Below are 12,430 nucleotides of genomic sequence, written 5' to 3'. Positions count from 1 at the left end.
AAGTGAAACGAAATAGCGCCGATGGTAGTGTGGGGCTTCCCCATGTGAGAGTAGGACATCGCCAGGCTTTAGTTTTATTTTCACTTTTTCGAAAAGTGAAGACAAAAGCGGACACTTGCTTATTAAAGCGAGTGATACCACTGCGGAGTGGTAGTTCAGTTGGTTAGAATACCGGCCTGTCACGCCGGGGGTCGCGGGTTCGAGTCCCGTCCACTCCGCCACTTATTTGAGCGTCGTCTCAATAAACACGAATTACAGGGGTGTAGCTCCAATTGGCAGAGCAGCGGATTCCAAATCCGCGTGTTGGGAGTTCGAATCTCTCCACCCCTGCCATACTTTAAAGCCTCAGCAGTAATGCTGGGGCTTTTTTGCATCTGAAGAAAAGAGAAGCTGACTAGTTGGAAGAGTTGTCGATTCCTCTGATACCAAAGTATCGGGGGGATTGAAAGCTCATATCTCCGGGATATTGGTCCACTTCACCTATCCCCCCATATTCATAAGCTCTGGCTTAGGTCAGGGTCTCTTTTATTCCTAACGTATAGTTTCGATGTCAGGTGTATGTTTATCCAACGAATATGGCATACCTTTGCTTCAGATAGTTTTATTTTCTAGTAATGTAATTACTAAATGTTGATGTATCGCTTTGCTCTTTCTGTTTTACCTTCGAATTTCATAACACTTTTTCTTCGTTATCGAGCACATCTGATTCACAATCTATTGAAAGGTCAGTGGTTACATTGGCTTGGATGATTACTGACTTGGTTCCTGTTATCATCATGCATTAATGCTAATAATTAGGAAGTAAGTTTATGCCACATTTTCGATTCCGTGCTGTAGAGCCACAAGCTGTTCAGGCATTATCAAAACCTCTTACGGATGAACTTCAGCCTCTAATGGACTGTCCGCGTGAGGATTTTACTTTTGAGTATATCTACACTACGTTTTTCAATGAGGGTGAGGTGAGTGCTGCATATCCTTTTGTCGAAGTGCTTTGGTTCGACCGTGGCCAGGAAGTGCAAGATGAAGTTGCCAAGCTTATTACGCAACAAGTGCGCGGTATCGCTGGTGCCGATATTGATGTTGCGGTTATCTTTTCCGCCTTATCTCCTAAAGCTTATTACGATAATGGCGAACACTACTAAAGGTTAAAGGCTATGAGGCTGAGTTTCATTGTAACTTTGGGTTTATGTTTCTCAGCTTCAGTATGTTCTACTCCTTGGGAGTCTGCGGTTAATCCTACCCGAAACTCTTCCTCCTCTATTGGTAGTTATGCTAACGGTTGTTTAGATGGTGCATTACCCTTGCCTCTCGATGGCGTTGGTTATCAAGTCTTACGTAGTAAAACGAAGCGCTACTATGGGCACCCTAAAACGATAGAGTTTATTGAAAATCTGGCGCTTAAAGCTCATCAAAATCTCAACACCACTCTGCTAATTGGTGATTTGTCTTTACCTAGAGGTGGAAGGTTCTCCTCTGGTCATTCTAGTCATCAAACCGGGTTAGATATCGATATCTGGTTAAGACTTGCTGACCAACCGCTTTCTTATAACGAATTACAACTTCCTAAACCCATGAGTGTGGTGGATTTAAAAGGTTATTCCATACTTAATCATCGCTGGGAAGAACGGCACTTTAAGCTAATTCGGTACGCTTCAAAAAGTAAGGATGTTGCACGAATTTTTGTACATCCTGTTATTAAGGAGCAACTTTGCTTGCAAGAAAACGGCAAAGATCGTTCTTGGTTACGTAAAGTACGTCCATGGTGGGGGCATCATTACCACTTTCACGTCAGGTTATCTTGTCCTGATTCGAGCGACTATTGTGTTGATCAAGCACCACCTCCAGTAGGTGATGGTTGCGGTGCTGAGCTTGCAAGTTGGGCGCCAAAAGCAAAACCTACTGATACCCCTCAACGGGTAAAAACAACCTCTAAGCCCAAACGAAAAAAAGTCGTTCCACCTCAATGCTTGCCGCTTATCAATCCTAATTAGTGTTACTCTTCAGGTTTATCTGTACTTGGTGATCTCTTTTATGAAACTGGAGAAACATCATACTTTTGTCTACATTGAATAGTACCAATACAAAAACTAACCCAATCAGTTTTGGGGACATATTATAGAAATCTAAATTAAACAAAGAGTTGTAGTATGGGTAAGTTGTAACTTCTCTGTTTAGAAAAAGATCTTTCGTCACGATACTCTGGTTTCTTAGCAATATGTCTGTCAGTTGGCTAAAAAGCGATAACAACGCAGACAAGTGTGTAAGGCAGGGATATACCCTTTTCCTGTTAGAAGAGTAAATCAAGGACAAAACCATGACTATGATTTGTGCAAAAGAATTTGCAGAGTGGTTAAGACACAGATTTAGCAGTGATACTAAAGGAGTCTCTTTGACTCGAGAGGATGTGAATCACCTGACTGGGCGTCAACGCCTTGATCCGGGTTTTGTTAATGATGTGCATTATGAGCTGATGCAATATGGAATGGCTTTCGTTACTGATACGAGCCGAGAAAACTTTTATTTAATACCTGTTTCTCAAGCGGAAAATTGGCGTGAGAGACTAGAGTATCATTTTGAAAAAGAGCTGTTCTGCAATATTATCCCTATTGAAAAATCAGGTTGAGAAAAGGTTCAACTTTGATGCCAAAGTTGAACCTAATTGCTCTTATGCTAACCCTTGAATAATCACGAATTTTTCAAGCAACTGCTCTTCAGTTTCGACATGGTTCGGATCAGTGATTATGCATTTTGTAATTGGACACACTGACTGACAGGTCGGCTTTTCGTAATGCCCCTTACACTCTGTACATAGCGCTGGATCAATTTCGAAAATGCTCTCTCCCATACTGATTGCCCCATTGGGGCATTCGGGATCACACATGTCGCAGTTAATGCATTTATCAGTAATGAGCAAGGCCATGGTTACTTACCAGTCGGGTTACGGGTGTCCTGCCCTGAGTTTAGATTACGCATTAATAGGCCATATTCTAAATCTAGCTCTGCTGGTACTGGAATGAATACAAAGTGACCGTTTCCTTTCGCGTCTTCAATAGACTCTGACTTGCGGTTTTCCATTGCCTCTAGCGTGAAAACAATATTGCCTTTTGGCGTCATTAGTTCAAGGCTATCACCGACAAGAAACTTATTTTTTACTTCTACTTCAGCCATGTCACCACGACGTTTGCCAGTGAATTCACCAACAAACTGTTGAGCATCAGAGACTGAGTAACCGTAATCGTAGTTTTGGTAAGTATCGTGTGTATGACGGCGTAGGAAGCCTTCAGTGTAGCCACGGTGAGCTAGGCTTTCTAGTGTACCCATTAGGCTTTCATCGAATGGTCGACCTGCTACAGCATCATCAATTGCTTTACGATAAACTTGAGCGGTACGTGCGCAGTAGTAGAACGATTTAGTACGACCTTCAATTTTCAATGAGTGAACACCCATCTTAGTTAAGCGTTCAACGTGCTGAACCGCTCGTAGGTCTTTAGAGTTCATGATGTAAGTACCATGCTCGTCTTCGTAAGCTGCCATTTTTTCTTCTGGACGGTGTGCTTCAGAAAGTAGAACGACTTCATCTGTTGGTTTGCCGCGACCAATTGTGGTTTCAGGACGCTCGTCTTGTACCTCGACAGGCTGTGCTTCCGTCGGGTCGAATTTCTCTACGATGTCACCAGCGTCGTTTTCTTTACCCTCTTCAACTTTGTATTCCCAGCGGCATGCGTTAGTGCAAGTGCCTTGGTTAGGGTCACGTTTGTTGATATAGCCAGAAAGTAGGCAACGACCAGAATAAGCCATGCATAATGCACCGTGAACGAATACTTCAAGTTCAGTTTCAGGGCAATGCTCACGAATTTCTTCGATTTCTTCTAGAGATAGCTCGCGAGAAACGATCACACGTTCCACGCCATTCGCTGCCCAGAACTTAACGGTCGCCCAGTTTACAGCGTTCGCTTGTACAGAAAGGTGAATTGGCATTTCTGGGAAAGCTTCACGAACCATCATAATTAGGCCTGGATCTGACATGATCAATGCGTCAGGACCCATCTCTACGATTGGCTTAAGATCACGGATGAACGTTTTTAGCTTCGAGTTGTGTGGTTGAATGTTACATACCACATAAAGCTTTTTGCCTAGGGCGTGGGCTTCATCGATACCGATTTTTAGGTTCTCGTGGTTAAACTCGTTGTTACGTACGCGAAGGCTGTAGCGAGGTTGGCCAGCGTAAACTGCATCTGCCCCGTAGGCGAATGCGTAACGCATGTTTTTCAGGCTGCCTGCTGGAGATAGTAGCTCAGGCACGAATGCTTTCTCAGTTGTCATTGCTCAATTCTCTTTTATCTGATCACAAGTCAGGCCAATTCCACCTAATGGAAATGGGGCGCAAATTTTACGTCAAAATGTGAACTGTGACTAGGGTAATTGTGCTTCAGATAGAAAAACGCCCTCAAAAAAAGTGAGGGCGTTATGGTTAACCTTTATACAAAATTAAGCGTTAGGATTCGGTAAGCCGCCTAGCGCATCGTATAGGTTGGGAAGGAAAGCACTGAACTCTCCACACATTAGAGAGAAGTCTGCATCAAATCGAGCTGCTTGATCTTCACGTGGAATATCATCGTTTTGATCTTTCAATTCATCAGAGAATTTTAGACGTTTGATGCCCGCATCTTCCGTCATAATGAACTCAATACGATCTTGCCAATTAAGCGCAAGTTTCGTCACGACTTTATCCGCAGCGATGTGGTTGCGGATTTCATCAGTGGTTAGCTCTTGCTTCTTACAGCGAATCACACCACCTTCTTCAAGTACGGATTTTAGCTCAGCTTCGTCCATCATGCTGATACCTTGAGGTGTGTCACCGCTTTTCACCCACTCGGTTAGCGTAGTTTCAATCGCCACTTCTGGAATAGCAGGAACAACAGGTAGACTACCCATGGTTTTACGAAGCAATGCTAATACATCTTCTGCTTTTTTATAGCTGCTTGCATCAACAAGGATAAAACCTTCTTTTGGCATGATGAGCACGTGAGTGTGGCTGCTGCGGCTGAATGCGCGCGGCAGTAAATCCATTACGATGTCATCTTTCAGGTTGTCTTTCTCTTTCTTCTTCAGAGGACGACCTTCTTGCGCTTCCATTGCTTCTACTTTTGCATTCAATGATTCTTTGATCACAGAGGCAGGTAGCATTTTCTCTTCTTTCTTGGCGCAAATCAGAATGCGGTTTTCTGACACGTGAGTCATCATATCGCCATGTCTACCCATTGCACTGACCCAGCCAAATTTCTGTTTGTCTTGACTGCCACACGGGGTGAATCGGAATTCAGACAGCTGAGTTTCTAGTTGTTCGGCGTTAAAAGTAACCTCGCGGTTAACGCGGTATACCAGACAGTTTTTAAACCACATAAATCTTCTCTAGGCTTGATGACAAGGGACTAATCATAGGGAATTTTTGTGCTGATGTCTTAATAGAAATGAAAAATATTCGAATGAACCTCAAAAGAAAGTTATATGAAAATTTGTTTTCAAAGGTCACAAAAGTGTCATAATTGGTAGTGATAATGCTTATGCAAAGAGAGGCGCTTTGTCTCTTAAATTCATTAGCTCAACGAACATAAGGTTACTCAATTATGTCTAGAAGGATTCTGGTTGTTGAAGACGAAGCTCCTATTCGCGAAATGCTGTGCTTCGTACTTGAGCAGAAAGGTTACCAAGCGGTAGAAGCGGAAGATTACGATACTGCAGTAACCAAACTGGCTGAACCCTTCCCTGATTTAGTTTTACTGGATTGGATGTTACCAGGCGGTAGTGGCATTAACTTCATCAAACATATGAAGCGAGAGGAATTAACGCGCAACATTCCAGTTGTGATGCTTACCGCTCGTGGTGAAGAAGAAGATAAAGTGCGCGGTTTAGAAGTCGGTGCGGATGACTACATTACTAAGCCATTCTCTCCTAAAGAGTTGGTTGCACGCTTAAAAGCGGTGATTCGTCGCGTTACTCCGACTGCACTAGAAGATGTAATTGATGTACAGGGATTGAAGCTTGACCCTGTATCGCACCGTGTTACGGCTAATGATGCGCCATTAGACATGGGCCCAACAGAATTTAAGATGCTTCATTTTTTCATGACGCATCAAGAACGCGTATACAGCCGTGAGCAGCTATTAAACAATGTTTGGGGCACCAACGTGTATGTCGAAGACCGTACAGTCGATGTTCATATTCGCCGTCTGCGTAAAGCATTGGAAGCTGCAGGGCATGATAAGCTGATCCAAACTGTTCGTGGTGCTGGATACCGCTTCTCGACGAAGGCATAAATTAACACGCAGCTTATCGGTACCATTTCTGGAGTTATGAGTGGTTGAAAGATTAACGTGGAAAAAGCTGGCCTGGGAGCTGGCTTTTTTTTACACCCCATGGGTGATAGTAGGTTGGATATTCGGTTATATGCCGTGGTTGCTTTTGGCAGCTACGGCATTGCAGCTTGTGTGGCATTTGCATAACCAAGTACGTTTATCTTCTTGGTTATGGGATGAAAAACGCCTCACGCCACCGTCTGGTAGCGGTAACTGGGAATCTTTGTTCAATGGGTTGTATCGCTTACAACAGCGCCAACGCCGCAAACGAAAAGAGCTTACTAATCTTATTCGTCGATTCCGAAATGGTGCAGAATCGCTACCCGATGCGGTAGTGGTATTCCGTGCTGAAGGCAATATTGTTTGGTGCAACAAGCTGGCTCAGCACTTACTGGGCTTCCATTGGCCAGAAGATTCAGGTCAACCTATCTCCAATCTCATTCGTACACCTGATTTTATCAAGTACCTCAACAAGAAAGACTTCTCAGAGCCATTAGAAATGCGTTCACCACTCAACGTCGAACGGATGCTGGAATTGCGTATCGTACCGTATACCGAGGGTGAGCACTTGATGGTAGTGCGTGATGTGAGCCAATTAAAACAACTTGAGGGAATGCGTCGCAACTTCTTTGCCAACGTATCTCATGAACTGCGTACACCAATGACGGTGCTACAAGGTTATTTGGAGATGACAGAAGACCCTGATATGGTCGTGGGTCCAATGTGGAGCAAAGCTCATGGTGTCATGACGGAGCAGCTCAACCGCATGAACAGTTTGGTGAACCAACTACTGACACTATCTAAAATTGAAGCGGCACCTATGCATGAACTTGAGGAAGTCGTGAATGTGCCTGCGATGCTTGAAGTGTTAGAAAAAGAGGCAGTTAGCCTTAGTGGGGACAATCAACATAAATTGAAATTTGATGTTGATGCTAGCCTACGCGTGTTGGGCGATGATGACCAGTTACGTAGTGCTATCTCTAACCTCGTTTATAATGCCGTCAAATACACGCCGCCTGGTGCAAACATTAATGTTCGCTGGTTCCAGACCTCTCAAGGCGCATGCTTAGAGGTGGAAGATAGTGGTGATGGTATTGAACCTCAGCACCTACACCGACTTACCGAGCGTTTTTATCGAGTGGATAAAGCAAGATCACGTGATACTGGTGGAAGTGGTTTAGGGCTAGCCATTGTAAAACACGCGCTGAGTCACCATGACTCTCATTTAGAAATTCACAGTGAAGTAGGTGTGGGCAGTAAGTTTTCTTTCGTATTGCCTGAGCGTTTGGTGGTGAAATAATGGCTTTACGATTGGCAAAAACATTCAGTTTATTCGCGCTTGTTTGTTCTTTTATTGCTGCCGCTCAAGATAAACCATTGCCGACTTATCATAAAACGACGGGGATTGTCGGGAACTTGCTCTCTGTTGGCTCCGATACACTTGCGGGTATGACAACGCTTTGGGTTGAAGAGTTTAAATCCATTTACCCGAATATTAATGCGCAAGTCCAAGCATCTGGCTCTTCTACTGCCCCCCCAGCATTGACCGAACAAACAGCTCAGTTTGGTCCCATGAGCCGCCCTATGCGTTTAAGAGAGGTTGAAGCGTTTGAACGTGAACATGGCTACAAGCCAACTGCGCTCAGGGTCGCCATCGATGCAATCGGTATTTTTGTTCATCAAGATAATCCAATTCAAGGGCTTAACTTTAGTCAGTTAGATGCTTTGTTTTCTGCCACGCTGCGCTGTGGTGAAAGTCAATTTGTCACAAACTGGCAGCAACTCGGTCTTGAATCACAGTGGGCAAAGCGAAACGTCCAGTTGTTTGGTCGTAACTCCGTTTCTGGAACTTACGGTTACTTCAAAAGCAATGCCTTGTGTGGCGGCGATTTCAAGACCCGAGTTAACGAGCAGCCAGGCTCCGCGTCAGTTGTGCAAGCTGTAGCGTCAACCATCAGTGGAATTGGTTATTCCGGTGTCGGTTATCGAGTGGCAGGCGTGCGCTTAGTCTCTGTGGCTAAAATGGGAAATGACTACGTGACTCCAACGCGAGAACATATTGTTAGTGGTAAGTACCCACTATCACGTTACTTATATGTTTACGTGAATAAGCACCCTGATTACCCATTAACACCAATTGAAGCTGAATTTATTCGCTTTATCTTTTCTGCTCAGGGACAAGCGTTGGTTGAGAAAGATGGTTATGTGCCCATTACGGCAGATTTTGCAGAAGAAGAGTTAAAAAAAGTCGGCCTGTAAGCCGACTTTTTATTTAGGTATGAAGAGTACGAGATCAGAAAGTGAGTGTCCACTTCGCGCTGTCCCAACGTTCTTGTTCTTCCTGTAAATCCGCGTGAAGTAATTTATTGTTTTCTAGCCATGCTTCATCTGTGCATGTGAGAATCCATTCGTCATTTTTGATAGATAAGGTGATATCAGGCAATGGATCTTCATTACGCTGCCCATTTAATACGATAGAAAGTCGTAATATTTTGATGAGGCTTATAACGTCACTCTGTTTATAGAGGTTGAAATCTGGTAGTTCTTGCAATTTGAGCGCTTTACGCTGGAAGCGAGCTAATGTTGCAAGCACTAATTGCTGCTCACGGTTGAAGCCTTGTAGGGTGGAGTGCAACAGAATATAAAAAGAGTGGCGATGGAAACTACGCAAGTTAATACTTAATCCGACTTCATGAAGCAACGCTGCCCACTCTAGTAAGTCAAATAACTCACTCTTTTTCTTAATGCCTAGTTCAGAGCGTACCTGACATAACATCTCACGTGCATGACCCTTCACACGAGCGGCATGCTCTAAGTCGACTCGGTGCTTGTTGGCTAAATTTTCTGTGGTGCGCATGCGAATATCGGAGCGTGCGAAACGTTCTTCCATTTCGTACAACAGGCCTTCGCGTAGAGCACCATCGGAGAAAAACATTTGCTCAATGCGAAGCGCTTTGAAAATCGCGGACAAAATCGCTACGCCTGCTGCGAGTACGGGTTTACGTTCTTCTGTTAGACCCGTCAGCTCAATATCTTCAATTGAATCAAATTTACACAGAGTTTCGATAAGTGTATCCAGTCGACTCGCTGTGATCAGGCCATCTTCAAAACCTAATCCTACTAGCACTTCTTGAATCGCTTTGATGGTTCCTGATGAGCCGAGAGCAATATCCCAGCCCTTTTTACGATATGTTGAAGCAATGGACTCGAGTTTTTGTTCGGCCGCTAACATCGCCTTACTGAAGTTTTTGCCTGATAGTTTGCCGTTTTTAAAGTACTGTTCTGTAAAACTGACGCATCCCATCTGTTTACTGTTGAGAAGCTCAGGCTCAAATTCTTGTCCAATAATCATCTCGGTACTGCCGCCTCCGATATCGATGACTAGTTTGGAGTTGGATTCTACTTGAGTGTGCGCGACGCCTAAGTAAATCAGGCGGGCTTCTTCTTCTCCAGGGATAATTTCTATTGGGAAAGGCATCACTTCTTTCGCACGCTCGATGAAAAGGTGGGCATTTTTAGCGCGTCTTAGTGTGTGTGTGGCGGCGATACGTACATTTGACTCATCAAGCCCTTGCAGCCTCTCAGCGAACATGGCTAAGCATTCTAGCGCACGCTCCATTGCGGCGTGACTTAAGTTCAATTCACTGTCGAGTCCTGATGCTAAGCGAACACGTTGTTTATGACGACTAACCAGTTGTAGGTCACTGCCAACAACTTTGGCCACCACCATATGGAAACTGTTTGAGCCGAGGTCTATCGCGGCAATGTAGCGAGTATCTTGTTCAAGTATTTGAGGCATCTGAATTTTGTTTTCTAGTTTGCTTTTCTATATTTTTAAGATAGTCATAGATAGCGATTTGAGAGCGAACTTTTTTGCGATTACCTCGTGGTACGTAAGCGTTACTCATTTCTTTATCTATTAAACGAGCCTTTACTGTATCGGTAAAATGGATATTCGTTATATCAATAATTCTCTGTTTCAAACGTGGATCACGGACTGGTACTGCTACCTCGATACGGTGATCAATATTTCTTGTCATCCAGTCTGCGGAGGAGATATAAACTTGCGGATCGCCATCATTGTGGGTGATCACCACGCGAGGGTGCTCAAGAAAGCGGTCAACAATACTGATGATGCGAATATTGTCGCTGATCCCCTCAATGCCCGGTACTAATGAGCACATGCCTCGAATGATCATGTTTATTTTTACACCGGAAGTACTTGCTCCATAAAGCTTATTGACGATGCCTTTATCGACTAGGTTATTGACCTTGATCGTAAGAGCGGCTTTTTTCCCTAGCTTGGCATTAGCAATTTCATTATCAATTAAGCGGTAGATTTGGGTTCGAGAATTACGAGGAGATACCATAAGGTGATTGAACTTCACTGGTCGGTATGGATTCTCAATGTAACCGAAGACATTACGGACTTCATTAGTAATTTCTTGATCTGCCGTAAGTAGGGAGAAGTCGGTATAAATTCGTGCCGTCTTCTCATGGAAGTTGCCTGTGCCGATGTGTGCGTAACGAATAATTTCTTCACCTTCGCGGCGGCTAATCATCAATAGCTTTGAGTGAATCTTAAGGCCAGGCGCACCAAAGATGACGTGCACACCCGCTTCGGTTAATACTTTTGACCATTCGATATTGGCTTCTTCATCAAAGCGAGCTTGCAGTTCGACGACCACAGTGACATTTTTGCCGTTGTGCACCGCATCAATTAAAGAGTTCATCAAGCGAGAATCTTTCGCGACGCGATAAATGTTAATCTTGATACTAAGTACTTTGGGAGCGAAGGAGGCTTGGCGCACTAACTCACTAATGTGGTCAAAAGTGTGGTAGGGATAATAGAGCAGAATATCTTTCGCTTTAATCGCGTCAAAGCTGTTGGCATAACCTTCGAAATCGGCACATTTCATTGGCGGGAGAGGTTTATTTTCAAGATATTCTCGTCCAACATTTGGAAAGCCGATGAAGTCTTTAAAGTTGTGATAGCGTCCGCCGGGGATAAGGTTATCGTAGTTAGAGATATTAAGTTTGTTACACAGAAACTCTAACATTTGAGGCGGCATATCGCGTTCGTAGACGAAGCGAACGGGCTTTGCTGTCAGTCGCTGATTTACACCCTCTGACATTTGTTCAAGCAAGCTGTACTCGATTTCATTGCGTAAATCGTATTCAGCGTCACGCGTCATTTTCATCGCATAGCCGCTAAGCTCATCATAATCAAAAAAGCCTTTGAACAGCTCGTCCAAACAGTGGCGGATAATATTATCAAGTAAGATGATGGTTTTTCGACGCTTTCCTTTCTGTTCTGGTACCATCACAAAGCGGGGAAGGTGATCGGTTGGAATTTCGATCAGAGCGTATTGGTAATGTTCTTCTTTACGCAGCTCTACGGCGATGTAAGCGTACTCGTCTTTGAGAAATTGCAGAACATCGATCTCGTCTTTCATTAGGAGGGGAGTGATATGCGGCATTACCTCTCTACGGAAGTATTTTGCGATCCACTTTTGTTGCGATTCATCCAGTTGTTGTTCGTTGACCAAGAAAATGCGACGTCGCGCCATTTCTCGAATCAATTCGCTGTAAAGCTCATCAAATTGTTCGTTAAGCTTTAGTGCTTTCGACTGCATTTTGGTTAACAGTCGTTTAGGGCTATCACTGCCACCGCGCTCTTGGCTGATTAGGATTCTGCGCTTCACGTCCGCAAAGCGTACTTTGTAAAATTCATCTAAATTGTTGGAAAAGATCCCAAGAAAGCGAATACGTTCGATCAAAGGGACGGTTTTATCGGCAGCTTCTTGTAATACTCGTTCGTTGAAAGACAACCAACTCAGTTCTTTTTCTATATAGAGTTTTTCTGCGCTCATAACCTTACCTAGCCAAAAGTGAAGTAATACGTACTCATCTTGGAAAAATGGATGAGTGAGAACATTATGAGATTTTCATTACAGATTTATTTCATACCACGCATTGCATAAGAGTTGTATTCTTTTCAGGTGTTTAATGTGAGCTGTAATATAATTGTCATCTTAACGACATATTCTAGTACTAAGTCAAAAAAGGTAGAG

Annotated in this window: 11 protein-coding genes and 2 tRNA genes; 8 read left to right on the top strand and 5 right to left on the bottom strand. The window is 43.8% G+C overall.

The window, feature by feature from the left end; all coding sequences use genetic code 11:
- The first annotated feature begins 144 nt into the window (after positions 1-144).
- The 5 genes from R8O70_RS08415 (at position 145) to R8O70_RS08395 (ending at position 2,623) form a co-directional block, all read left to right on the top strand.
- Positions 145-221 (top strand) — tRNA-Asp (locus tag R8O70_RS08415).
- A 35-nt stretch (positions 222-256) separates the two neighbouring features.
- A tRNA-Trp gene (locus R8O70_RS08410) sits at positions 257-333 on the top strand.
- A 476-nt stretch (positions 334-809) separates the two neighbouring features.
- Entirely contained in the window at positions 810-1,142 is a 333-nt protein-coding gene (locus R8O70_RS08405; protein ID WP_005381768.1) for a DUF1904 domain-containing protein, read from the top strand.
- 12 nt (positions 1,143-1,154) lie between these two features.
- On the top strand, positions 1,155-1,991 hold the full coding sequence (gene mepA, locus R8O70_RS08400; protein ID WP_005381766.1) for a penicillin-insensitive murein endopeptidase: 837 nt from the start codon (positions 1,155-1,157) through the stop codon (positions 1,989-1,991).
- 323 nt (positions 1,992-2,314) lie between these two features.
- Complete coding sequence (locus R8O70_RS08395; RefSeq protein WP_005381765.1) at positions 2,315-2,623, top strand: hypothetical protein; 309 nt, start codon at positions 2,315-2,317, stop codon at positions 2,621-2,623.
- A 42-nt stretch (positions 2,624-2,665) separates the two neighbouring features.
- Here R8O70_RS08395 and R8O70_RS08390 read toward each other — a convergent pair whose 3' ends face one another.
- From R8O70_RS08390 to rdgC, 3 genes are all read right to left on the bottom strand, one after another.
- Positions 2,666-2,920 (bottom strand): YfhL family 4Fe-4S dicluster ferredoxin, encoded by a 255-nt coding sequence (locus tag R8O70_RS08390; RefSeq protein ID WP_005381763.1) that lies wholly within the window; start codon positions 2,918-2,920, stop codon positions 2,666-2,668.
- A gap of 2 nt (positions 2,921-2,922) precedes the next feature.
- A complete protein-coding gene (gene yegQ, locus R8O70_RS08385; protein WP_005381754.1) occupies positions 2,923-4,323 on the bottom strand; it encodes a tRNA 5-hydroxyuridine modification protein YegQ in 1,401 nt (466 codons plus the stop codon).
- 165 nt (positions 4,324-4,488) lie between these two features.
- A complete protein-coding gene (gene rdgC / locus R8O70_RS08380) occupies positions 4,489-5,403 on the bottom strand; it encodes a recombination-associated protein RdgC (RefSeq protein ID WP_005381753.1) in 915 nt (304 codons plus the stop codon).
- Positions 5,404-5,627: 224 nt separating this feature from the next.
- Here rdgC and phoB point away from each other — a divergent pair, with 224 nt between their 5' ends.
- Genes phoB through R8O70_RS08365 form a run of 3 tightly spaced genes read left to right on the top strand, consistent with a single transcriptional unit; the run spans position 5,628 to position 8,615 of the window.
- On the top strand, positions 5,628-6,317 hold the full coding sequence (phoB, locus tag R8O70_RS08375) for a phosphate regulon transcriptional regulator PhoB (protein ID WP_005381752.1): 690 nt from the start codon (positions 5,628-5,630) through the stop codon (positions 6,315-6,317).
- Positions 6,318-6,357: 40 nt separating this feature from the next.
- Complete coding sequence (phoR, locus tag R8O70_RS08370; protein WP_005383667.1) at positions 6,358-7,656, top strand: phosphate regulon sensor histidine kinase PhoR; 1,299 nt, start codon at positions 6,358-6,360, stop codon at positions 7,654-7,656.
- Positions 7,656-8,615, top strand: a complete 960-nt coding sequence (locus R8O70_RS08365) for a PstS family phosphate ABC transporter substrate-binding protein (protein ID WP_213966996.1) — start codon at positions 7,656-7,658, stop codon at positions 8,613-8,615. The genes phoR and R8O70_RS08365 overlap by 1 nt, the downstream gene beginning before the upstream one ends.
- A gap of 34 nt (positions 8,616-8,649) precedes the next feature.
- On the opposite strand, the gene ppx is transcribed toward R8O70_RS08365, so the two are convergent.
- Both ppx and ppk1 read right to left on the bottom strand, forming a co-directional pair.
- Entirely contained in the window at positions 8,650-10,155 is a 1,506-nt protein-coding gene (gene ppx, locus R8O70_RS08360) for an exopolyphosphatase (protein ID WP_213966995.1), read from the bottom strand.
- Positions 10,139-12,229: a polyphosphate kinase 1 gene (gene ppk1 / locus R8O70_RS08355; protein WP_318184141.1), complete on the bottom strand. Its 2,091-nt coding sequence runs from the start codon at positions 12,227-12,229 to the stop codon at positions 10,139-10,141. The genes ppx and ppk1 overlap by 17 nt, the downstream gene beginning before the upstream one ends.
- Between the last annotated feature and the right edge of the window lie 201 nt (positions 12,230-12,430).

The organism is Vibrio sp. 779(2023), from assembly GCF_033344285.1.
Classification (GTDB): domain Bacteria; phylum Pseudomonadota; class Gammaproteobacteria; order Enterobacterales; family Vibrionaceae; genus Vibrio; species Vibrio alginolyticus.
The sequence above is the reverse complement of the archived record's forward strand: the minus strand, read 5'-3'. Positions and strand labels throughout refer to the sequence as shown.